General features: G+C 61.3%; 21 protein-coding genes and 1 pseudogene. 9 read left to right on the top strand and 13 right to left on the bottom strand.

Going from position 1 to position 22,663, the window contains the following annotated elements:
- Positions 1–58: 58 nt before the first annotated feature.
- The 10 genes from AB0280_RS01505 to AB0280_RS01460 all read right to left on the bottom strand — a co-directional run bounded on the left by AB0280_RS01505 (position 59) and on the right by AB0280_RS01460 (position 10,142).
- Entirely contained in the window at positions 59–1,045 is a 987-nt protein-coding gene (locus AB0280_RS01505; protein WP_366366082.1) for a Gfo/Idh/MocA family protein, read from the bottom strand.
- The gene (locus tag AB0280_RS01500; RefSeq protein WP_366366081.1) at positions 1,042–1,899 is read right to left on the bottom strand and encodes a carbohydrate ABC transporter permease; all 858 of its coding nucleotides are present in this window, start codon (positions 1,897–1,899) and stop codon (positions 1,042–1,044) included. The genes AB0280_RS01505 and AB0280_RS01500 overlap by 4 nt, the downstream gene beginning before the upstream one ends.
- Positions 1,896–2,810, bottom strand: coding sequence for a carbohydrate ABC transporter permease (locus AB0280_RS01495; RefSeq protein ID WP_366366080.1), 915 nt, complete (start codon positions 2,808–2,810; stop codon positions 1,896–1,898). Before AB0280_RS01495 ends, AB0280_RS01500 begins: the two co-directional genes overlap by 4 nt.
- 55 nt (positions 2,811–2,865) lie before the next feature.
- Positions 2,866–4,125, bottom strand: coding sequence for an ABC transporter substrate-binding protein (locus AB0280_RS01490; RefSeq protein ID WP_043449580.1), 1,260 nt, complete (start codon positions 4,123–4,125; stop codon positions 2,866–2,868).
- Positions 4,126–4,328: 203 nt separating this feature from the next.
- Positions 4,329–5,468, bottom strand: coding sequence for a CynX/NimT family MFS transporter (locus tag AB0280_RS01485; RefSeq protein ID WP_425328571.1), 1,140 nt, complete (start codon positions 5,466–5,468; stop codon positions 4,329–4,331).
- Positions 5,469–5,694: 226 nt separating this feature from the next.
- On the bottom strand, positions 5,695–6,687 hold the full coding sequence (locus AB0280_RS01480) for a Gfo/Idh/MocA family protein (RefSeq protein WP_043449578.1): 993 nt from the start codon (positions 6,685–6,687) through the stop codon (positions 5,695–5,697).
- Complete coding sequence (locus AB0280_RS01475) at positions 6,684–7,586, bottom strand: sugar phosphate isomerase/epimerase family protein (RefSeq protein WP_366366078.1); 903 nt, start codon at positions 7,584–7,586, stop codon at positions 6,684–6,686. Before AB0280_RS01475 ends, AB0280_RS01480 begins: the two co-directional genes overlap by 4 nt.
- A gap of 3 nt (positions 7,587–7,589) precedes the next feature.
- Positions 7,590–8,156: a VOC family protein gene (locus tag AB0280_RS01470; protein ID WP_366366077.1), complete on the bottom strand. Its 567-nt coding sequence runs from the start codon at positions 8,154–8,156 to the stop codon at positions 7,590–7,592.
- The gene (locus AB0280_RS01465) at positions 8,153–9,163 is read right to left on the bottom strand and encodes a LacI family DNA-binding transcriptional regulator (protein WP_043449573.1); all 1,011 of its coding nucleotides are present in this window, start codon (positions 9,161–9,163) and stop codon (positions 8,153–8,155) included. The genes AB0280_RS01470 and AB0280_RS01465 overlap by 4 nt, the downstream gene beginning before the upstream one ends.
- Positions 9,156–10,142 (bottom strand): Gfo/Idh/MocA family protein, encoded by a 987-nt coding sequence (locus AB0280_RS01460; RefSeq protein WP_366366076.1) that lies wholly within the window; start codon positions 10,140–10,142, stop codon positions 9,156–9,158. The genes AB0280_RS01465 and AB0280_RS01460 overlap by 8 nt, the downstream gene beginning before the upstream one ends.
- Positions 10,143–10,283: 141 nt before the next feature.
- On the opposite strand from AB0280_RS01460, the gene AB0280_RS01455 reads away from it, so the two are divergent.
- From AB0280_RS01455 to AB0280_RS01430, 6 genes are all read left to right on the top strand, one after another.
- Positions 10,284–10,931 carry a bifunctional 4-hydroxy-2-oxoglutarate aldolase/2-dehydro-3-deoxy-phosphogluconate aldolase gene (locus AB0280_RS01455; protein ID WP_366366075.1) on the top strand — a complete coding sequence of 216 codons (648 nt, stop codon included), beginning with the start codon at positions 10,284–10,286 and terminating at the stop codon, positions 10,929–10,931.
- Positions 10,928–11,476 carry an AAA family ATPase gene (locus AB0280_RS01450; RefSeq protein WP_366366074.1) on the top strand — a complete coding sequence of 183 codons (549 nt, stop codon included), beginning with the start codon at positions 10,928–10,930 and terminating at the stop codon, positions 11,474–11,476. The genes AB0280_RS01455 and AB0280_RS01450 overlap by 4 nt, the downstream gene beginning before the upstream one ends.
- Before the next feature lie 349 nt (positions 11,477–11,825).
- Positions 11,826–13,244, top strand: coding sequence for an MFS transporter (locus AB0280_RS01445; RefSeq protein ID WP_366366073.1), 1,419 nt, complete (start codon positions 11,826–11,828; stop codon positions 13,242–13,244).
- Between the two features lie 157 nt (positions 13,245–13,401).
- The gene (locus AB0280_RS01440) at positions 13,402–14,223 is read left to right on the top strand and encodes a sugar phosphate isomerase/epimerase family protein (RefSeq protein ID WP_366366072.1); all 822 of its coding nucleotides are present in this window, start codon (positions 13,402–13,404) and stop codon (positions 14,221–14,223) included.
- Positions 14,224–14,381: 158 nt separating this feature from the next.
- Positions 14,382–15,173, top strand: a complete 792-nt coding sequence (locus AB0280_RS01435) for an SDR family NAD(P)-dependent oxidoreductase (protein WP_043449563.1) — start codon at positions 14,382–14,384, stop codon at positions 15,171–15,173.
- 618 nt (positions 15,174–15,791) lie between these two features.
- Positions 15,792–16,415, top strand: a complete 624-nt coding sequence (locus tag AB0280_RS01430; RefSeq protein WP_366366071.1) for a DeoR/GlpR family DNA-binding transcription regulator — start codon at positions 15,792–15,794, stop codon at positions 16,413–16,415.
- A 734-nt stretch (positions 16,416–17,149) separates the two neighbouring features.
- Here AB0280_RS01430 and AB0280_RS01425 read toward each other — a convergent pair.
- On the bottom strand, positions 17,150–17,353 hold the full coding sequence (locus AB0280_RS01425) for a hypothetical protein (protein WP_366366070.1): 204 nt from the start codon (positions 17,351–17,353) through the stop codon (positions 17,150–17,152).
- Between the two features lie 45 nt (positions 17,354–17,398).
- Here AB0280_RS01425 and AB0280_RS01420 point away from each other — a divergent pair.
- A pseudogene (locus AB0280_RS01420) lies at positions 17,399–17,555 on the top strand (recombinase family protein); the annotation flags it as partial.
- A 368-nt stretch (positions 17,556–17,923) separates the two neighbouring features.
- Here AB0280_RS01420 and AB0280_RS01415 read toward each other — a convergent pair.
- Positions 17,924–18,910 carry an NAD(P)-dependent oxidoreductase gene (locus tag AB0280_RS01415; protein WP_366366069.1) on the bottom strand — a complete coding sequence of 329 codons (987 nt, stop codon included), beginning with the start codon at positions 18,908–18,910 and terminating at the stop codon, positions 17,924–17,926.
- Between the two features lie 132 nt (positions 18,911–19,042).
- A complete protein-coding gene (locus AB0280_RS01410) occupies positions 19,043–20,113 on the bottom strand; it encodes an isocitrate/isopropylmalate dehydrogenase family protein (protein ID WP_366366068.1) in 1,071 nt (356 codons plus the stop codon).
- Positions 20,114–20,463: 350 nt separating this feature from the next.
- Between AB0280_RS01410 and AB0280_RS01405 the strand changes: the two genes are divergently transcribed.
- Positions 20,464–21,702: a CaiB/BaiF CoA transferase family protein gene (locus AB0280_RS01405; protein WP_366366067.1), complete on the top strand. Its 1,239-nt coding sequence runs from the start codon at positions 20,464–20,466 to the stop codon at positions 21,700–21,702.
- On the top strand, positions 21,699–22,571 hold the full coding sequence (locus AB0280_RS01400) for a hydroxymethylglutaryl-CoA lyase (RefSeq protein ID WP_366366066.1): 873 nt from the start codon (positions 21,699–21,701) through the stop codon (positions 22,569–22,571). Before AB0280_RS01405 ends, AB0280_RS01400 begins: the two co-directional genes overlap by 4 nt.
- The last annotated feature ends 92 nt before the right edge of the window (positions 22,572–22,663 follow it).

The raw sequence follows: 22,663 nt of genomic DNA, 5'->3' as shown, positions 1-22,663 counted from the left end.
TGCAATATTCCTTAGCTGTGGTGTTTGGCCGGTCGCGTGTTGTCCAGGTTTGACGATGCTAGTGGGCGACCGCGTCCTTGGCGCGAGAAGCTGCCGCAGCCACAACTTCATCGGCGATTGCGGTGGCCCGGAGCGCTTGGGTGAACGTAACGGCTGGGGGCTCGCCGGTGCAGAACTTAAGGGCGGACTCTGCCTGGCGTAGGAAGAGGTCGGAGGGGGCGAACGATGTTGTGTCGTGGTTTCCGTCCCGGTTCCAGACGTGGACGGTGTCGTTGGACCACAAGATCCGTCCGTCACGGGCGAGCACATCGATGGTGAGGCTCCAGTCCCCCTGGTTGAGCCCTTGTGGTTCCTGCCAGGGAGACCAGTAGGTCTGCAGATGGAACAAGGCACCTGCGGGAAATTCGAGGTCGGTGACTACGTGCTCTGGTACGGTCGAGCCATACAGGCTGCTGCTGGAGCTTGTGGCGAGGACTTTTGGGTCGCCGTCGAACCAAGATGATACTAATTCGATGGCGTGGATGCCGTTGACGACGGCGACACCGCCTTCCTTCGGGTCAGCTCGCCAGGAATTGACGTTCTGTTTGTGGGCTACGGAGCGGACGGACACAGCGATTATCTCGTTGTTGCCCACCCACTGGGAGACAAGGGAAGCTGCGGGGTGCTGGTGGAGGGTGTACCCGATCATCAGGCGTTCGGTGACGCCGGAGGCAGCAGCAAGGACAGCGGCGCCTTCTGCGTCTGCGGCGACCGGTTTTTCGGTCAGCACGCGGAAGCCGCGGTTCAGCAGGTCGGCGCAGATGGCAGGTTGGATGGTGATGGGGAGGGCGACGGCCACCAGCTCCGCGTGCTCCGGGCGGAGCGCTTTGGTGCTGGGTACCAGCACTGCGCCCAGTTCCTGGGCGAGCGGGTAGGCGCGGTCGTCCTGTTCTACAAGAGCCGTGACGTGGGCACCTGCTGCGGCGAATGCCCGTGCGTGTCGTGATCCGGCCCAGCCGGCTGCTCCGACTACCGCGACGCGTGGTGCTGGTGCTGCTGAGGTCATGATTTGACGCCCCCTGATGTCAGGCCGGCGATGAACCAGCGCTGGAAGGCGGCGAAGATGGCCAGGACAGGTATGAATGCGACGATGACGAAGGCTCCGAAGGCGGCCCAGAAGTTGCCGTAGCCGGTGGAAATGTATCGAACGATGCCGTTTTGCACGGTTTTCATGTCTTCGGTTGTTGCCAGGACGGTTCCGACGAGGAAGTCGTTCCAGACGAAGACGAAGATGAAGATCGCGACGGCGGCGATGCCTGGGCGGATCAGGGGCAGCACGATGCGCAGAAGGATTTGGCGTCGGTTGCACCCGTCAATTGCTGCTGCTTCCTCGATTTCTACGGGGATGTTTTCGATGAAGTTGCGGAGGAACAGAATTGTCTGTCCGCAGATGATACCGGTGTAGACCACGATCAGCAGAGGGTAGGTATTGATGAGTGCGGTCTTGACGAACATCGAGTAGAGGGCAATGAAGACCACGACTCCTGGAACCATGGACAGTACGAGGATGCCGGTCATGAGGCTTTCCATGCGGCGCCCCCGGTAGCGGGTCGCGACGTAGGCTGCGGGGACGCAGACCGCGAGGGCGAGGATGATCGAACCGATGGCGTAGATGAGCGAGTTGAGGAAGAAGCGGATGTTGGTGGAGGTGAACAGTCCGCCGTAGCTGTCGAACGAGAACGGGTCCGGGATCCATACAGGTGGGAAAGCCACCGTGTTCGCGTCGGTTTTCAGGGACGTCGACAAAATCCATAGGACCGGAGGCAGGACCAGGGCCGCTGTTATGGCGACGACTGCCCAGATGGGTAGCCGCCGCAGAATGTGCCCGGGCCGGCGGCGGGCCGGGATGATGGCAGTCACAGGGATTCCTTCCGTCGGAAGCGGATCGCTACCAGGGTCAAGGCGATGTTGATCGCGAAGAGCAAAATTGCTGCGGCCGAAGCGCCGGAGAGGTCAAAGTCCTGGAAGGTCTTGTTGAACACCCTCATCGAGAGGGTTTCCGTTCCGCCCAGCGGGCCACCGCGCGTGGTGACCAGGATGATGGTCACCATCTGCACATACAGCATTAGGAGGACGACAACGACCGAAACGATGGTGTTCCGAAGGAAGGGAAGGGTGATGTTCACGAATCCCTGCCAAGCGTTTCCGCCGTCCACCCGTAGGCTTTCGTAAAGTTCGGTTGGCACAGTCTGAAGCGCCCCGAGGAAGAGGACCATCGCCTGGGGATAGGACCACCACGCGGTGATGAGTGTTAACGCCACCAGCGCCGAACCCGGTGTGGAGAAGGCATCGGCAGGCCCGAAACCAAGGGCTTTGGTGATGGCAGTCCCCGGCCCATAGGTGGGATTGAGGAACCACAGCCAAAGAGTGCCTACGGTTGCCTGGGACATCAGCCACGGAAGCAGGAACAGGCTCCGCACGGTCCGCTTGAAGCGGATGATCTTATTCAGGACGACCGCGGAGACGAAGCCGAGCGGTAAGGCGATAGCCAAAGCGCCAAGCGAGAACGCAAGAGTGGTGCCGATCTGCCTGGGAAGGTCTTGGTCGGAGAAAAGTCTGGTGAACGACTTCAGTCCGGAGAAGTCCTTGATCTGGTAATACGTGGTGTCGTGGAGCGCCGTCCAAGCTGTGAAGAGCAGGGGGCCGACGAAGACGAAAAGGAAGACGGCAACGACCGGGACGACGTAGAGCCAGACGGCCCGGTCCTTCCGTGCAGGCCGGATGCGGGGTTTGGTGCTCCGAACTGCGCGTTGTTCTTGTGTCACTGACATGGGGTTCGCTTTCCTGGGACCAGGGTTACGTGGTTACTCCTGTCGGGGAAGGGGTTCACTTGTTGGCCGCGTCCTGCGCCGCCTTCATGAACTCATCCGCCGAGGAGTTGTTCAGATACAGCTGCTGTCCGGCGTTGGCAAGGCCACTGGCAATGGCAATCCAGTTATCCGGGTAGGTGTGCGGCTCGCTGTGATCTTTGACGAAGTTACTGACGTCCAGCACGGTCTTGGCCTCTGGAGTGGTGAAGTAAGGCTCCTGGAACGTCGATGAGCGCGTGGGGACGTCGCCCCCGGTTGCCATGAGCGCCCCGGCTTTCGGGCTGGTCATGTATTCGATGAACTTCCAGGCAGCCTTGGCATGCTTGCTTCCGGCACCGATGCCAAGGGTCCAACCAAACGTCGATCCCTTATCCGAGCCGTTTGAGGTTTTGGGCAGGGGGGCGGACTTGATGTCAGGGTTGGCCTTCTGCAGGGTCAAGAGGCGTTCCGTTCCGAGGGCAGACATGGCAACCGTGCCGTTTTGGAGGCCGTCAGCCACCGTCGAGTACTGGTCCCCCACAACGCTCGGCGGCATGCCTCCTGCTTTTTTGAGCTTCACGAGGAAATCGGCGAATTCTTTGCCCTTTTCAGTGTTGAAGCTGGCTTTGCCGTCCTGATTGGAGATGTCCTGCCCCACCTCGCTCATGAAGCAATCGAAGAAGGTCGAGATGATTGCCGAGTTGTCGACCCCGGAGAACCCGGTCCCAAACCCTGTGAACCCGGCCTTCGCTGCTTTTCCAGCAACCTCGACGACCTGGTCCCAGGTGGTGGGTACGGCAGCTCCGATCTGCTTGAGGATCTTGTCGTTGTAATAGAGCGTGCAGGTGCGGTAGTCGTAGGGGACGGCCACTTGCTTCCCGTCCTTGTCCGCCAGCTTGTCCACCGGGCGCAACCAGTCAGTGATCTGCTTAGCCTCATCAGGAAGGGGCTGGTAAACCTGCGCAGCAGCAATTTGGGGAACGACCGGAGCGAACATCTTCACGACGTCCGGTGTCTGCCCGGCTGCCGCTGCCTGCGGAAGCCTGCTGATCATGTCCCCGAAAGAAACAGTCGACAGCTGAACCGTGATGTTGGGATTTTCCTTGTGAAAGTTCTCGAGATTCTGCTTCAGCGCGGCAGCCCGCGGGTTGTTCTGGCTGGGGTCCATGAAGTCCCAGTACGTCAACGTGACGGGACCGTCCTCGTTGCTGCCGGACTCGCCGGAACTGCCTGAGCAGCCGGTGAGCAGCGCCGCGGCAACCGCCACGGCGGTCAAAGTACTTGCAGCTCTAATCATTTCATCTCTCCTTTGAGATCGGTTGCATTTATCCGATCAGACATTGAGATCGGTTGCTGAGATCGGTTGCAATAAAGATAGGGTCGGGAACAGGCTCTGTCAAGACTTACTCAGTTCCGTGCTCGGAGCTCCTGGCTCCGGTCACCGAGACGGCTAACTCATGTCGGTTGCCGGTGTCGGGGATCGCCGAAGTCCATACTTCTTCAACGCCGGACCGCGCCGGCCGGGAGTGCATCTTCAAGCACGCGGGGCCTGTTGATCATGAGGGCTCCCACGGCAAATACCATGAGCCAGCCTCCGAGCATGCTGAATGATGGTAGCCAGTGGTCCCCCGGCTGATGCAGGAGACCAAAAAGGAATGGGCCGAGGCTTGCGAGGGTGTAGCCGACTCCCTGCGCGAATCCGGAGAGTGCTCCCGACCCGGTTTGTGTTCGTGCCCGCCTGTTGATCATGGTGAACGCGAAGGAGTAGGCGCCTTGGCCCAGCCCGGCGATAGCCACCCACACTGACGCGGAAGTTATTGGAGCAAAGAGGATGCCTCCATAGCCGACGGCGAATGTGACGACGAACAGGACTGCAATAGGTAGCGGGCGAGGCATCCTCACCACGGCAAGAGGCACAACGAGGCCGACCGGCAGGCCGAGGATGGAATAGAGCGCCAACATGAATCCGGCGGTTTCCGGACTCATCCCTCGGTCCACAAGAACGACCGGAAGCCATGTGATTGCCGCAAACGTGTTGCTCGAGCAACCCGCGAAGATTAGCGCTGTACCCCAGCCAATCGGTGATCGCCAGGGCTTGATCACACTGGTGCGGGGCGCCGGTACTTCGCTGCATGGAGGTTTCCTGGCCTGGGCAGCCGTACCCCTGGCTGCGAGGACCATCAGCCAGGGTACTGCGGCGGCCGCGCTGATTGCCGCCCAAATGCCGATGGAAAACCGCCAGCCATACAGCCCGGCCAAGGGTATGGCCGCTTGGGCGGCCACGGCGGTGCTGACGGCGAGGAGTGTCACGTGTAGGGCAGGGAGGAGCCCGGTTTTATCGGGGAAATACTTCATCAGCAGGGGCGGTATCACGACATTTACTACACCCATCCCCAGCATGGCGATCCAGGTGAACGCCAGAAAGACGGAGGTAGTCCACCCCAGTGCGCGTCCAACCTGGCCGAGGGTTGTCATCAGGATTGAAGCCAGCAGCAGGTGTTCGGGCTGCATTCGGCGGATAAGAGGGAGGGCCAGGAATCCCATTGCTGCGAAGCCGGCGGTCGGCAGCATTCCAAGGATCCCCGTCGTCACCGCGTCAAGGGGCAGGTCCTCGCTTATGGGACCAAGGAGCGGGGACACGGCGGAAACCGCCTGTCTTGCGCTGAACGCGACCAGCAGGATGCCAACGAGCGGGGCGAGCCGCCCTCGCGGTGGTTGCCGTCCCACTCCCCCGATCTTCCGGTGGCTCTGGTGGAGGCAGTTCGGACCTATTTTGTGCCTCCTTATGCATTGGGATGTCTGCAGGGCGCGGTTCAACAGCTCTCGATGTGAGACCTAACCCGAGGGGATGGGCGAGCCAGGCTGTTCAGCTTGCGTTCACTGCGTGGCTGGCCCATTCCCGGCCGGCTTGTTCTTCTGTCGGCAGACCGGATGCGGCGAGGATCCGGTCGAGCAGGCGTTGGGTGTGAACAGCCTCACGGCCGGAGGTCAGTGGCTGTGCCCTGTCTGCGACGCGGTCAAGGAAATGGTGAACGGCGGCGGAGAATCCGAGGGTGTCCGTGGCTGTGGCCCAGCCGTACGCCTCGGCGCTGAGTTCCCGGGATGTGGTGACTCCCTTGACCGTGGTCGAGACTGTTTCAGGCGCCCTGACCTCCACTGTCTTCCCGTCACCGTAGGCGTCGAGCTTCTCGTTCCACGCTCCTGCCGTCCGGGCTGCCATCAGAAGGCCCGTATTTCCGGTGCTGAAGCGGATGGTCGCTGCGACGCCGTCTTCTTCCCAGGGGTCCTCCCCGGCGGCATGGGCGGCGACGTCCACGGGTTCGCCGCCACAGTACCAGCGGAGGAGATCAACCATGTGGATGGCATTTTCGAAGGTCGCACGGTATTCGGATCCCGGGCGGTTCTTCTGGGCGACGCAGAAGGTGGCTCCTTTCTCACCAAAAATGTCCCTGCCGGCGGTGTAGACGGGGGCGTAGCGGCGGTTGAAGTCGACCATCAGCACTCGGCCCCGCTGGTCGGCAAGATCTGCAAGGCGTTCGGCCTCATCGGTTGCCGGCGCCAATGGTTTTTCGCAGAACACGTCGACATCACGGCTGAGGCACAGCTGCACGGCGTGGGCGTGCTCGGATCGTGGCGTGAGTACGAAGACTGCATCCAATTCCTGCGAGGCCAGCATGTCCTCCACGCTCTTGTAGGCGGCGCCGAATCCCCAGCGCCTGACCAGGCTGCTGGGGTCATCGCGCCGGGACACCAGGGCAGCCAGTTCCACGTCATTGCGTTGTACGAGGGTGGGCAATTGGGCAATGGTGGCGATATTGCCTGCGCCGATAACTCCGACGCGGAGACGGTTGGTGTTCATCGAGCGTTCCTTATTTCAGCCAGATTGGAGAGCATTGAGCGCAGGACGGCGGCGGATTCGCGGAAGCCGTCCTCGGGCACAGGGAGGTCCTGGGGGTGCCAGCGGTACTCGAGTTCGATGCTCAGGACGTCGTCGTAGCCGTGCTGCAGCAACGCGGCGAGGATTTGCGACCACGGAACGACGCCGCTTCCCACGACACGGGACCTGACGGCCCGCTCAGAGGCGTTGACCCGGGCCGTTTCCGTGGCGCGGAAGGCTGCGTTGGGATCCGTGAAGACCAGGTCCTTTACATGCACGTGACCAATGAGATCACCTTGAACAGCAAAGGCCTGTTCGAACGTTTCGTCGTGCGTGAAGGTCAGGTTCGCCTGATCGTAGAGAACACGGACGGCAGGGTGGGCTATTTCCCGGACGAGGGCGGCGGTGTCTGCCGCGGTCTGGGTCATGGTGCCGAAGTGGTTTTCCACGCAGAGGCGAACACCGGCCTGGTCGGCTTCGGGCGCGAGGGTTTCCAATGCTTGACGCAGTTGCCCCCATCGTGCCGCGTGTTCGTTGTCGCCGGGGTGCCAGGCGCCGGCATAGACACGGACCCGGTCAGCGCCGAGCAGGTGCGCGGTTTCGATGGCGCCACGGAATTCATCGACCCCTTGACGCCATTCCACATCGTCCAGTGAGTTGATGGCTGTGGTGTAGGGCGTCAAGCCGACGATGGGTACGCCCTCGCCTTCGGCGGCTTGCAGTGCTTCCATCGCCGCGCGTCGGTCACCAAGAGGCAATCCGGACGTGTAGTCGTCCTGGTAGATGACTTCGGCGGCATCGAGCCCTGCGGCCCGGAAGAGTTTGAGTGCCTGGGGAACCGTGTGGTTCGGGGTGCCTAGTGTGTGACCCGCTAGCCGCATTGCTCAAGATCCTTTCTGAAGTGTTTGGTCTGCTGTCCAGTCCGCAGGACCGACCAGCCGGGGCGGGTCTGCGACGCGGGATCGGTCCACGATCTCCATGAGCAACCCCCAGGGGGTGACGAAGTAGGTCCAGCGGTTCCCGGCGACGCGGGGGCTGTCACCGGCGACTTCCTTGCGTTCACCGAGCACCCGCACCCCGGGGGCCTGCTGCAGCACCGTGATCGCTTCATCGACGTCGTCCACGACGAAGCACAAATGGTGCCCTCCGGCGTCGCAGTGCCGCGGTGGCGCATCGCGCCGTCCCGTGCCGCTCCATTCGAAGAGCTCGATGTTAAGGTTCGGGGGCAGGCGCAGCATGGCCAGCGTGAGTTTGGCATCTGCCGGGACGTCGAAGTTAATGGGCATGAATTTTTCGTCGGGTCCTCGTTCGGAGCGGTACAGCTCCTCAGCGCCCAGCACATCGACGAAGAACCGGATGCCTTCCTCAAGGTTTGGAACGGTAAGGCCGACGTGGTCAGTGTGGCGCAGCCCCGGGAGACGCCGGAGCGGCTGTCCCTGTCCCCCGGTCATTTGCGTCGCCCTGAGGTGCGTGGGCCCGAGGTGGAGCCGCGGACCAGAAGCTCGGGCTCGAGAACGATGTGGTCCACGGAGCCGTCCGCGTTCTGTTTCTCGGCCAGTTCGATGGCGATATGTCCCATGTCGGCGATCGGCTGCCGGATGGTCGTCAGGGCGGGGTTGAACCTGGCTCCAAGAGCGAGACCATCGAACCCAATAACCGATACATCCTCGGGTACCCGTACACCGCTTCGGCCGAGGGCCGATATCACAGCAAAGGCGACCATGTCATTGGCCGCGATAATGGCCGTCGGGGGGTTCTCCATTTCCAGGAAGTGCTCCGCTCCACGGGTGCCCGCGTCCAGATCCGACCCGCTGTCCAGAACGATAGGTGCGCTCCCGCTCTCGGCAGTCAGTTCCAAATAAGCGTCCATCCGGTCCTGGGCTGTGTGCGTTCCGGCGATACCGGAAACGTAGCCGATCGAGGAGTGACCCAAAGAGTGCAGATGATCCAGGGCCAGCATGATTCCGCGGCGGCTGTCGACGGTAACCGTGGGAACCGAATCGTCTCCCTCCACGCGGTCGATCACAACGACCTTGTGTCCGAAGTCGAAACGCTTCAGCGCCTCGGTATCGACCTTTGTCGAGGGGGCAACTATCCCGAAGGGGGCGTACATGGCCTGCATGGCGGTGAAGTATCCGTCGGTTTTGGCCGGGTCTCCGTTGGTGACGCAGAGCAGCAGCTGGTAGCCCCGCTCGTCGGCTGCCTGCGTCATCGTCTTGGCAAGCTCGGCGAAGAACGGGTTGGTGATGTCAGGGACGATCAGCGGGATGAAGGTACTGGTTTTTCGACGAAGCGCCTGGGCCAGTGGGCTCATTGTGTAGCCGAGTCCCTCGGCGACCCGCAGGATGTGCTCGCGCGTTTCACTCTTCACCGCTTCGGGGCGTGAGAACGCCCGGGACACCGTTGATCGATGGACACCGGCTGCCTTGGCAACGACGTCGATACTCAGATCAGGCATGTTCTCTTCCTCCATGATGGTCGTCGTACGCCCGCCAAATGGGGCGCATGACATTCTCGAGCTGGGCCAGCGTAGTGAGGCCTCGGAATCCATCTTCCAGCGTCCGGGCGACGCTCCGCACAAACGGATCGTATAGAGGGTCACTGTCCACATTGATCTTGTCGACCTCCGTGGTCCCGTCCGCCGCCGTGAAGGTGGCTGAACCGTCAGAGTCCACGGTGGCGAATCCTGCTTCCCCGGCTGAGGTGAAGCTGCAGTATCGCTTCAGCGGAGAGCCAGGGAATGCGTACCCGACTTCCACGATGGCTTCGCGCCCTTCCGGTGTCGTGAGGAGGAGACTGGCATGATCCTCAACGCCCTGATGGTGAAGAGACGATGAGAGCCGGGCGTCCACATCCACGGCGGTCTCACCGGCGCCCCTCAGGAACATGTCGACAAAGTGTGGCCCCAGATTCGCAAGGCAACCCCCACCCGCCCTGAGCGGATCAAGCATCCAAGGATTGGCGTTCTCAAGGTACCGGGATGGTGGACCTGCAATGAATGAGGTGCGCTGGTAGGTGGGCCGGCCTGCCTTGGCAAGCCACTGCTCAGTGGGGCCGCCGCGCTGGACGAGCGGAACAGTGGCGGGTACACCCGCTGCCTCGGCGGCTCGACGCACGGTGGAAAGCTCGTCAAGGGAAGTGCCCAACGGCTTTTCCACGACGAACGGAATACCGCGCTCGATCAGGGCAAGACACTTTTCGGCCATGCCGTCATGGGGGCCGAAGACATATGCGAGTCCGACGTCGGGGAGATCCACCAGCTTCCGCCAGTCGGCTTCAACCGGGGCCCCCCATCCGTTTGCCAGGTTCTGCACCTGCGCGCGGGATACGTCGTCGTCACCGACTCCGATCATGTCGTGCTCTTCGGCCATGGCCGGCGCGCACAGCGGAACGTGCCAGTGCGAAGCACCCAGAATGATTGTGCGTACGTGGGTCAACCGCGATACCCCCTTGTATGAGATCGGTTGCTGAGATCGGTTGCAATAACAGTATGGATGGTGGGAAAGTTTGTCAACGACACTCCAACTGTCCCCGGGCAAAACAAAGCAGCAAAATGCCGGGGCGCAAGAAAGGTAAACATGTACAAGAAACTTCGCACCCTGCAGACCATTGACGAGTCCGGCGCCGTTCTCATCGTCCGCCTCGACAACGCCGAGGTGGCAGAACGAGTGGCGGAAGCGGCCATCTCCGGCGGTTTCCGCGCCCTCGAAATCACTCTCTCCATTCCCGGTGCCGTCGACGTGATCCGCAGGCTCTCCGCCAAGCACGGATCCAACGGAGTAGCGGTGGGAGCCGGAACAGTTCTTGACGAGCACTCGGCCTATGAGTGCATCCGCGCCGGCGCCGACTTTCTGGTCAGTCCTCAGCTGAACCCGGCAATGATCCGGACAGCGAACCGGTACCAGATACCCACAGTAAGCGGCGCCTACACTCCAACTGAAATGGTCAATTCAGCCGAGGCCGGTGCCGACATCCTCAAGCTCTTCCCCACCGAGGCCGGCGGCATTCCCTACGCCAAATCCATGCTCGCCCCGCTCGCCCATCTGCCGATCATGCCTGCGGGCGGCGTGACCGTAGAGAATGTTGGCGAATGGTTTGCCGCCGGTGTCGCAGGTGTCGGCGTCGGCAGCTACGTGACTAAAGCGTGGCAGCCCGACGGCGACTTCAGCCGAGTCACCAAAGCCGCGAAGGAGTTCCTGGCGGCAGTTGCAGAGGGCCGCCGATGACCACCCCCAGCGTCTTCGTCGTGATTGGCCCGGCTGGCTCCGGAAAAACAACGGTTGCCCAGAAAACCGCAAGAGAAAACAATGCCGCCTACCTCGACAAGGACCGGGTATGCGGACGATTTGTTGAATTTGCACTGAAGGCGACAGGACACGACCCCACAGACCGGGAATCCAACGACTACTATCGCGACAACCTGCTGCCCCTCGAATACGACACCCTTATGGACGTGGCTGGAGCGAACCTGCGTCTCGGCCGGTCAGTAGTGATCGATGCCCCTTTCGGCGCATACTTCCAGGTACCCGATTTCCTTACCAGCGCGGCAGAGAAATTTCAATGGCCACCTTCCCAGACCACGGTCGTGCGGGTCAGGGTCCCCCAGGATCTCCTGCGGGAACGGCTTACCCGGCGGGGCCTGGAACGAGACCAATGGAAACTCTCCCACTGGGACGAGTACTGGCCAATTTACGGAAGTCTGGAATGCACGTGGTCCGGGGTGGAGTACGTGGACTTCAACAACGAAACACCACTCCCGGCCGAGGCGTAACTGCCGGACCCGACCCTTTTGTTCACCTGGTTTGCGGCCTCACGAGCCAGCCACCACGAGCCTAAGCCCTTCTTCCCTGTCGACGGGGCAGGGGCCCGGGCTCCAGCTTGTGGACCACATTCACCTGCGCTGCCGGTCGGCTGGCCGGGGCATAGGTAAAGTCGACCGGCAAGGCGTTGACAGCTTCTTAAGTCGTCCGTAAAGTGATTGCAACCGATCTCAGCAACCGATCTCATCCGGTTGAAAGGATAAGAGGCGGGTGGGGCAGCGCATCCGCCGGGCGAGCACAAATGCCCCGGCAGATCCCACTACCCCTCGTCTCAGCAAACGTAAAAGTATGGAGAGTTCAATGAAGACCTCAAAGGCAGCGCTCGGCAGCGCAGACCCTTCGGCGGTTCCCGAAGGGTCCCAGCACCCTCGCCGCACCATTAATATGGTGGCGGGCACGATCGGCCATTTCGTTGAGTGGTACGACTGGTACATCTACGGGCTGCTGGCAGCCGTATTCTCGGGACAGATCTTCCCAAGCGATTCCCCATTCGCCTCTCTTATCGCAGCACTGCTCACCTACGCGGTCGGCTTTGTTGTGCGCCCGCTCAGCGGAGTCATTATTTCCCCACTCGCCGACCGGTTTGGCCGGCGGCTCATCCTGACCCTGTCGATCTCGGGCATGGCGCTCGGTGCTCTCATCATCGGTGTCACACCGTCGTTCGCCACCGTCGGCTATGCAGCACCGGTTCTCTTCCTTGTTGCCCGGATCCTTCAGGGGATCTCGGCCGGCAGTGAGGCGCAGAGCGCCATCGCGTTCATGGTTGAACACGCTCCCCCGAACCGCAGGGGCCTGTTCGGTTCGTTCTCCAACATGGCCAGCGGACTCGCAACCCTGGCCGCTACCGGCGCCGCCGCAATTGTGACATCATCCTTCACTCCTGCGGACCTCGCCGCGTGGGGCTGGCGCATCCCCTTCGTCGCAGGCGGCATCCTCGGCGTCGTCGGCCTTATCTTGAGGGCCCGCGCGGAGGAAACCCCTGAATTTGAGGCAGGTGCCCTTGTCGATCAAAAGACCGCGGCGGCACGCCTGTGGGACCTCCTTCGCGAACACCCCAAGGCTCTGCTGCAGGCAGCTGCCCTCTCTGCCCCGGCCGTTGCCTACTACACCTGGGCTACTTTCCTTCCCACCTACGCCAAGCTGACCTCCGGCCGCGACCTGTCCTCCACCTTGGCCGGCAGCGTTATCGGACTCGCCTTGCTCGTTGTCATCGTGCCGGTCTGCGGCGCGCTCTCTGATCGACTCGGCCGACGCAAAATCTTCCCCATCATCGGCGCCATCGGCATGATCGTCCTCTTCTACCCCCTGCTGCTGCTGCTGAACCAGCCAGGCTTTGGCGTATACGTTCTGGTATCGGCATCCGGATGGGTGGTCCTCGGTATCTGGCAGTCGATCTACCCGACTATCCAGGCCGAACTGTTCCCCGCATCGGTCCGCGTATCCGGAATCGGGTTCGCACACCAGATCGTGATTGCCGTCTTCGGTGGCACCGCCCCGCTGATCGCCGCTGCCTTCGTCGGCGCCGGCCAGCCGATGCTTGTCGCGGTCTACATGATCGTTATCGTCGCCCTCTGCCTCGTCGTTTACTTCACGCTGCCCGAGACCGGCAACCGCGGTGACCGTGCCACTGTGGCGCTTGCTGACCCTGAAGTACTTGAAGGCGAGCACCTGGTCTCGAGCACCTCGTCGACTAGCGACGGGGCTAAGCGTTCCCACTAGGCATGCTGTACCACACAGCCGTCGCGGCTCGACCAGGTACGAAGGGGCCTGTGCCCCGGATTTCGTCGAGCCGCCCGGCTCACGCTGGCAATCCCCGTTGACGGGTTGAAAATTCACAGCGCGTTATGACTAGGCGAAGACAGAGAGGATGCCTGCAATGAACGGCATGATTATCAATACATTTTCCTATCTATGGTCAGCTACAGCAATCGATGCCATAGCTGAATTGGTGGACAGTGGGTACAAGACTTTCGAGGTTCCGATCAGCTCGCCACATTGCTGGCCGGATGAAATGTCGGCCCAAGAGCGTTCGGCAACTCACGCAAGGCTGCATGAATACGGTGCGACAATCAGGTCACTGAACGCCGGTGGCTATGACATCAACCTGGCAAGCCCCGGCGCCAGCATGCGTCGCAAGAGCATCGAGCACATCAAATCGGTGATCGACCTGGCCGCAGCGTGGGATGTCACCGATGTCGTGATATCCCCCGGCACGCGACGCCCGATGATCTCACCGTCACTCGAAAGCGTTCATGGGTGGATGTACGAGAGCATGGAGAATCTCATCCCACTGGCCAAACAGGCCGGCACGCGACTGCTCTTCGAAAACACCCCCTACTGCTTCACCCCTACCATCCAGGACCTGGCAGGCGTCGTGAGCATCATCAATGATGACGCAGTGAAGATCGTGTACGACGTCGCCAACGCCGCCTACATAGGAGAAGATCCCGTAGAAAGTCTGCGCTCCCACCACCAATCGATTGGACTCGTCCATATTTCTGATACGGGCACGGAAACCTGGGGCCACGATCCAATCGGCACCGGAGTGATCGACTGGAACGGGTTGGGTAAGGCCGTAAAAGAAACGTGCGGCGTCAATAACGTAGTTCTTGAGATCATTCGCGAAGAAAACCCCGTTCAGGAATTCAATAAGGCGATGCAGGATCTCAAGAACCAAGGCTGGGACCTGGGTCATTAGCCAGGGTTGGAGCTCGCGAGCCAGCCGGAATCCAGTACAGAATCTCGGTCTACAGCCCGAATCCTGCAAAACAAGCCGTTGCTGGCCCGCGATTTCTACCGCTTTGGTAGTCAAAACAATTTTTAATGTGAACCACTAGTAAAAAGGAACTGTGTGCGATGAGAGCTTTGGTTACCGGCGGAAGCAGCGGCATAGGAGCGGCCACGTGCGTGAGAATCGCAGAGGCTGCCCTGGCCCGGGGTGTGCACCCGATGATCGCCGTTGGTGGACACGAACCGAACACCAGCCAGGAGCAAGTCGTTCGCTCAATCCAGTCCCTCGGCGGTACGGCCATCGCACTCACAGGCGATCTCGCTGACCCCGATGTGCCAAGTCAGTTGGTAAAGGCCGCGGTGGCTGAGTTCGGCGGGCTGGACGCCTTGGTAGCGAACGCGGGAATCGCCAACCCCGGTGCGATCTGTGACGTGTCGCTTGAAGACTGGGACAACATGTTCTCCGTTAACCTCCGCAGCGCGTGGCTTCTGGCCAAAGCAAGCTACCCCCACTTGAAACAGAGCCAAGGCGCCGCCTGCTTTACCTCTTCCATGTCCGGTCAGCTACCCCACGCCGGATCCGGCGCTTACAGCCCCAGCAAAGCTGCCTTGACGATGCTGGCCCAAACACTTGCACTGGAATGGGCGCCCGACGGAATCCGCGCAAACGTCGTCTCCCCGGGCATGACCCACACGCGGATGACCGAAAAAATGTACGAAGATCCCCAAATCAAAAAGGCAAGGGAAAATATCATTCCTCTGGCACGAATCGGCGACCCCATGGACATTGCCAACGTGATCGAATTTCTCGTGAGTCCGCTATCGGGTTATGTCACCGGCCAAGACATTTGTGTCGACGGTGGCTTCTCTAAATCTATTCTTAGCCATATTCCTGGACGACCCAGTTCCAAATCCTGAAGCCCGAGCTGTGCCGGCGCCCCCGAAGATGTACTAGCCCCGATGCGGCAACCCTGTCACCGGCGGCACCATACACAGGCATTGGCATGGCCGGCCGGGGCGGGCAGAGCACCGTTGCGCTCGGGGGTCCTGCTCGGCCGTCCCGTCCTCGGGGATCGACATTGGCGGCCCCCGTCGCCACACCGCCGGGCCGAGGGGGCGGGGGCCTTGCCCGATTCGCCCCGGCTGCCGCCCCCATCTCACTAAGGCGCGCCGGTGGCCCAGCCCGGCGACGAACCTAGAGCGCGTCTTATAAGGCGAGGATGTTCCGGGTGAGACTCTTGGTGCGTGTCGCATTTTGAGTGGCCTTCGGAGTGCTCGTTGGTTGAGGAGCTGTTGCCGTGGCCGACGGGTCTGAAAGGCCGCAGCAGCCCCAGGTAGGAGGGCGTGCCACAAAGGACCCCACGTGAATCAACAGCTAGACCACTCATTCCGGACCAGCGTCGGCAGGAAATTCTGCGGCTTCTGGGTCCCGAAGGTGTGCATGAAATGTCTCCCACATGACGGTGCGCGCGACCTAACAGTCTTAGAGAATTCGGCGCAAGTCGGCTCGGTACAGGGCGGAGTCCGTCTCGCCGAATGGACAGTCCCGGCCCTTCCCAAGAAGCAGTAGTTCAGCGCCCAACTCGAACTGCCCGCAAGCAGGCCGTCGCCCAACGGGCTGCCCAGCTCATCGAGGACGACATGGTGGTCTTTCTGGACGCCGGCACCACCTGCCAATCGGTAGTGCCCCACCTCGGCGCTCGCAAGAATCTCACGGTCGTCACCAACAACTTCTACGTGGTGACCAGCCTCTTCGCCCACCCACACATCGAGGTCATCCGCACCGGGGGCGCCGTAGATTCATCCAAGGGTTCCAGCGAGGGACGCATCGCGGCCGACGCAATCAAAGGCGTCAGTATCGACTTGTCCTTCCTCAGCACCGGAACCTGGAACATGTCCCGAGGGGTCACAACTCCATCAATGGACAAAGTGGAAGTCAAACTGGCCGCCCTCGAAGCCTCCACCTCCTGTTTCCTTCTGGCAGACAGCACAAAGTTTGGAATGGTCTCCAAATTCCGGGTCACCGCAATCGAGAAACTGGACGCGGCCGTCACTGACGAACAACTACACAGGGAAACGCAGGAGAACATCCGCGATCTCGGTGTTGCGGTCCATGTGGCTCACCTCAGCAAGGGCAGCTTTTTGTACGCACCACCCTAGGAAAAGAGGTTAACCCCATACGTCACAGCCCAACTTGACGTCAGACCGTGGCGTGAAGTCTGTCCGACGGAGCTCGGTAGCTCCCTGTTCTGACCCTAGCTCTCGGAACGCATGTGCCCAGACCGTGGACACGGCCCTATGCCCACGCCAATAAAGCATACGTAAGTGTGGACACTGTCCACACCCTCTTTGGCAGGACAAACCTCGGGGCACGGCTCTCGCACGAACGCCCTAAGACCGCCTCCCGGGCGCGTTCTGTAGCGAGATCGCCGAAGTCATGTCGTTCGCGTTCCCTCGGCCCATGCATAGGTGTAGGCCACCCCGGCCAACCCAACGGAACCGAAACGAGGGACTGCATAACCCACTAGAGCAGCGGAAGCCCCACAGCCAGGGACTTGACCCCGCCACCCCACTCCTGAATAGGCCAGCGCGGCGGCCAGGCCACAGCCCCCGACCCAACCCGTCAGACGACGCGACCACAAGCTTTGTCAACACGTCAAAGCAAAATCGCTCCTGACGAGGCTATCTGTTGTGCCCGAGGTGGGACTCGAACGCGATTCTTTGCCCTGAAAACACCGGGAAACCGCGAAAACATGTGGAATCCGGGGCAGTCCAACCGACGTCCGACCCACTTCGACGGCGAAGGTGTGGACTCTGTCCACACCCCCATTTGCCGCTGAAATGGGTCCCACTGCGCCAGGCCGGCGTGGCCGGCCCGGTATGTCCTAGGCGGTTTAATTGGCTGGTGCCACAACATCCTCCAGCACAGATCTGTCGAAGAAACGGATTTCACCCGTTGCCTCGAAGAACACCGGAACTACTGATGTGCTCAGGTCTTTAGACGTTTCGTAGATTTCAGGCGCACCCCCATGCTTCCTCGCAATTGTTCCAACCAGCTCGGTACCGCGAACCCGAACAGTTCGATATTTGTAGCTCATCGTGACTCCTTCGTCGGCTAGGGCACACCCTACCCCGTTGCACTGAAGGGCGTGCGGGTTGGGTTTCGTGCAGGAAAGCCCTGGTGTTCACTCGGGAGGATTCCGCCATGGCCAATCTCATGCTCTCCGTGATGGGTGCCTCTGCCGAATTCGAGCGTTCCTCATCATTGAACGCCAGCGGGAAGGCATCGCCCTTGTAAAAGCTTTCCCAGCCCCGTTTCCTTCCGCTCCGGCTGTCAGGGTGGGATCTGAGAACATCTGAGCCACTGTCAGTGAACTGCATCGCCCACTATTCTGACGTGTCGTTGACGTAACGTCAGGACATGAAGGCGGCCATCGTTTTTGCTCCCGCGACACACCAAACGGATTAGTGAAGAAAACACCTTTGCTCCCTGGCCTGCTGAAAGGGGCCGACGAGACCCTTTGCTGCCGCTTGCTTCATTGCCCGGCTTGAATTGCCGGCCACATGCCGAGCAAACCACGGAGGTGGGGGTCTACCTTTTGGACACGGAACTCCGGCCTACCGCTCTTGGTCGAAGTCCCGTGTGCTTGTTGGCCCTACTCGCGCGCTTAGGCGACCCGGAGGTTCGCTCGCTTCGCCGTCGTGACAACGCCCCTAGGAAGATCGCCGCGCAGGACTGCGTCGAAGTTCTGCCAAACCGTCGCGATCCGGCGCTGGACGTTTTCCCAACCGACGCCTGCCATGTGGGGTGTGCACACCACTTGTGCCATATTCAGCAGCTCACTGGCGGTGTCCAGTGGCTCCTTTTCGTAGACATCGAGTCCGGCTCCTGCGATGCGTCCCTCGCGCAAGCTTTGAATGAGCGCGTCTTGATCCACGACTTCGCCGCGGCCGACGTTGACGAGAACACCGCTTCGCTTCATTAAGGCGAGTTCGTTCTGCCCGATCAGCTTCTCCGATTGGGCGTTCAAAGGAAGACTCAGGCAGACGACGTCGGATACCGCCATCAGCTCCTCCAGCGGGACGGCGCGGGCCGGGACCAGTTCCGAAACGGTCAGCGGGATCTCGGCATTGTCGTAGAAGACGACATTCGCGCCGAATCCGTGATGGACAATCTTGCCGACCCACCGGCCGATGTTCCCCAGCCCGACGATGCCGACTGTTTTGTTGTACAACTCGGAGTAAGACATCTCGTCCAGGTCTTCACGCCATTTGCCCTCGCGCAGCAACTGCGTGGTGACGGGAATCCGCCTCAGTACTGTCAGCATCAAGGTCAGGGCATGCTCAGCGACGGAAATGGAGTGGGTCTTCATCTGTGCCACCGGGACACCCAGTTCGTTCAGGACGTCGATAGGCAGCTGGCCGTATCCGGAACTCATGTATTGAATGAACTGCACGTTCCTGGCGGCCCGGAAGATTTCTTCGGGAACATCGACGCCGGATATCAGGAAATCAGCGTCCGCGGCTTCACGGCAGATCTCCGACACCTCAGCCGTTAGCGGCATAACTTTTACCTCGAAGCCCTCTGGTGTTGAATCCAGAAGGGGGTCGATGTAATCCTTCAGCGGATTTACGAACAAAACCTTGTATGTCATGGGTGTGCAACTTTCTTGGGTCGATGTCTGTTGACGGCGGCGGGACAATCAGACTGGGCAGAGCTCGGGGCATCCACGAAGGATTTTGAGTCGGCCATTCTGTGGAGCGCCGTCGGGCAGGCCACCTGTTGGCTATGCGGGCAGGGCGCTGACGACTGTTTCCAGGACTTCCTGGGTTCCTGCTGTCCCACCCAGATCGCGGGCGCGAGGTCCTCTGGCGAGTGCTTTCTCGACGGCAATGTGAACATTTTGTGCTGCTTGGGTGCAGAGCTGATCCCCGTGGCGTTCGCCCAGCCATTCCAGCATCATCGCGGCCGACAGGATCATGGCGGTCGGGTTTGCGATGCCTTTGCCCGCGATGTCGGGCGCACTGCCGTGGGAGGGCTGGAAGACGCCATGTGTAAGGCTGACGTCGGCAGAGGGCGCGACGCCAAGGCCGCCAACGAGTCCTGCGGCGATCTCTGAAACGATGTCTCCGAAGATGTTCTCTGAGACGACTACGTCGTAGCGTTCCGGGTCGGTCACCATGTACATGGATCCAGCATCGATGTAGTACTTTGCGCTTCCAATATCAGAGTTTTTGGCGGCGACTTCGTCGAAAACCTTTTCCATCAGAACATTGCTGCGCAGGGCGTTTGATTTGTGCAGCAGCGTTACGTGTCCTGGGGTGCCCCGTTTGCGGCGCGCGCGTGCCTGTGAAAAGGCGACGTCAAAGAGCTTCTGGCAGGTGGCCCGGGTGATTGTCATGCGATCACTGGCGCTCTCGTCGCTGGGCTCGTGGTGATCGGCCAGTCCTGCGAACATCCCTTCGGAGGTTTCACGGATGACGAGCATGTCGATGTTCTTCGCCTTGACAGGGCTCTCAACTCCCGCAAAAAGCCGAACCGGCCGAAGGCTGGAGAAGAGGCCGTAGTGGGCCCGCATCTCAACCTGGGCACCCAGTTCAAGGCCTTCTGGTCCGCGCACGTCCGGCAGACCCATCGCGCCGAACAATACGGCGTCTGCCTTGCCGATCTCATCCATGTCGGCAGCAGTGATCTTTCGTCCGGTGCGTCGGTACATGTCTGCGCTGAAGTCGTAAAACGTGTAGTTCAGCTTCAGCCCGTAGCGTGTTTCGCATTCCTTCAGTACCGACAGAGCCGCGTCGACGACTTCAGTTCCGATTCCGTCCCCGGGAATGACAGCGATGTCATAGTGAGCCATGGTTTCCTGCCTTGCTAGGTGCGCGCTTCCGCGCAGAGTTATCGCTCTCGGAAAAGAAGCCCATTTCAGCCTCTTCCTTAAGCACCATCCCATCTGATGGGAAACTTTGTTTGCTAAGTGGGAAGAAGGTAGCAGAAGATGAATTGGCCCACAAGGCAACAACCCGCGCGCTTCATGCGGAATCGCGGCCTTGCCTGCCGGCTTTTCGTCGGTTGCGTACTTTCAACCGCGGCCTGTTGCGCGCATCACAATGCGCTGCTATCGTCTATCCGCCCGATGGCAACCGCTTCCCACTGAATGGGAAAAGAGCTTTCAGTATTTGTGCTCCCAATCACGTAGGCAGGAAAGACATGACACAGCAACTTCACCTGGAGCGGAACTCCCTCCCGCTCCAGGGCATCCGGGTGCTGGAGCTCGGCAGCTTCATCGCCGGACCATTCGCAGCCCGCCTGTTCGGCGATTTCGGAGCAGAGGTCATCAAGGTCGAGAAGCCCCTGGGCGGCGACGAGTTGCGCGACTGGCGCAAGACCCGGGGCACCACCTCCATGCTGTTCCGCACGATCGGGCGGAACAAGAAGTCGGTAGCCCTGGATCTCCGATCAGAGGCGGGACGGGAGGCGGTCAAGACCATCGCCGCCAAGTGCGATGTGGTGATCGAGAATTTCCGTCCCGGAACCTTGGAAAACTGGGGTCTTGGACCTGAGGTCCTCCAGGATCTCAACCCGGACCTGGTGATGGTGCGCATCTCCGGCTATGGCCAGACCGGGCCGTACAGGAACCGCGCCGGTTTCGGCAGTTCCGCCGAGTCCTTCGGAGGCCTGCGCTATGTCACGGGTGAGCCTGACCGCCCGGCCGGCAGGGCTGCCGCCAGCATGGGTGACACCGTGGCGGGCCTGTACGGCGCGATTGGTGCCCTGATGCTGATGCTGCAGAAGGCACGCGGCGGAAAGACGAGTGGCCCGCAGGTGGTGGACGTCGCCCTCTACGAAGGTGTCTTCAGCCTCCTCGAATCACTCGTCCCTGACTACGACGCGTACGGCATGGTTCGGAAGCGCACCGGAGGTGCCCTTCCCGGCGTCGTGCCCACCGGGTCGTACCTTTGCCAGGACAACCTCGAGGTGGTCATCGGCGGGAACTCCAACTCCGTCTTCGTCCGCCTGATGCGGGCCATCGGCCGTGACGACCTCGCCAAGGACGAAACACTGCTGACCACGGAGGGCCGCGGAGCGCGGGAGCAGGAACTTAACGGCGCCATTTCCGCCTGGACCGGCAGCATGCCCCTGTCTGAGGTGCTGGAGAGGCTGGACGAGGCCGGCGTGCCGGCCGGACCAGTCTATGACGCGCCCAGCATTGCCGTGGACAAGCACTACCTGGCCCGCGGCATGATCCAGGCCCACGAGGTCGTCGTTGAGGACGAGCCCGAACTGATCCGCTTCCCCGGAATCGTGCCGAAAATCCCCGGCCACGACGGCAGCGTCCGCTGGGTTGGCCCGGAACTAGGCCAGCACACGCAGGAAGTGCTCCACGACCTGGCAGGCCTAGACGCCTACCAGATCGCCGAGCTGGGACTGCAAGAGTCCGCTAAATGAAGGTGCAGATCACCGATGTCTTCCTGCGCGACGGGCTGCAGGACGAAGCAGTCATCGTCTCAACGGCCCACAAGCTCGAAATCGCCGAAGCCCTCATAGCAGCCGGCGTCAAGCGGATCGAAGCTGCCTCTTTCGTTAACCCTAACCGTGTGCCGCAGATGGCCGACGCCGCAGAGGTCATTCCAGCCCTGCCCGCCGTCCAGGGCGTAACCTACACCAGCCTTGCGCTCAACGGAAAGGGCATCGAACGGGCCGTCGAGGCCGGCGCCACCGATATCCAGGTAGTCACGTCCGCCAGCCAGGAGCACAGCAACGCCAACGCCGGGCAGGCCATCGAAGACGCCCTCGCCAGCATCGGCGACACTGTTGCCAGGTTCCCGGAGGTAAGGTTCTTCGCGGGCATTTCCACTGCCTTCACCTGCCCCTTCGCGGGCAGCATCGATCCCGCGCACCTGCTGCGCGTTGTTCGGGCCTTCAAGGACATGGGCATCAGAGACGTCGGCCTGGCCGACACCCTGGGCACCACACCCACCCAACAGATCCTTGCCAGCCTGGCACACATGCGCGACGCCGAGCCGGACCTTGCGTACTCCCTTCACCTTCACAACGCGCACGGCCAGGCGTTGGCGACGGCGGGCGCTGCGGTGAATGCCGGCGTCGTCCATTTTGACGCCGCGCTGGGCGGCTTTGGCGGCTGCCCGTTCGCACCAGGAGCCCACGGAAACATCGCCACCGAGGAACTCGTCCGGTTCCTGCATGACGCCGGCCACGAGACCGGCATCGACGAGGACCGCCTGGCCGAGGCCGTTCGCTCGGCCCGTGACATCGTCGCGCACTCCCCCGCCGCGCTGCTGGACCGGGCGCGCTAAGGCACTCCCACCCCACTGCCCCCGATCCATCTCACAACACACCCGTAAGCCCTCTACACAAACAGTTCCTTCCCCCCATTCCGGAGACGATG

The sequence above is a fragment of the Pseudarthrobacter sp. 902506025 genome (genome assembly GCF_040702325.1).
Classification (GTDB): Bacteria; Actinomycetota; Actinomycetes; order Actinomycetales; family Micrococcaceae; genus Arthrobacter.
This window is presented reverse-complemented; position numbering and strand designations above follow the sequence as displayed.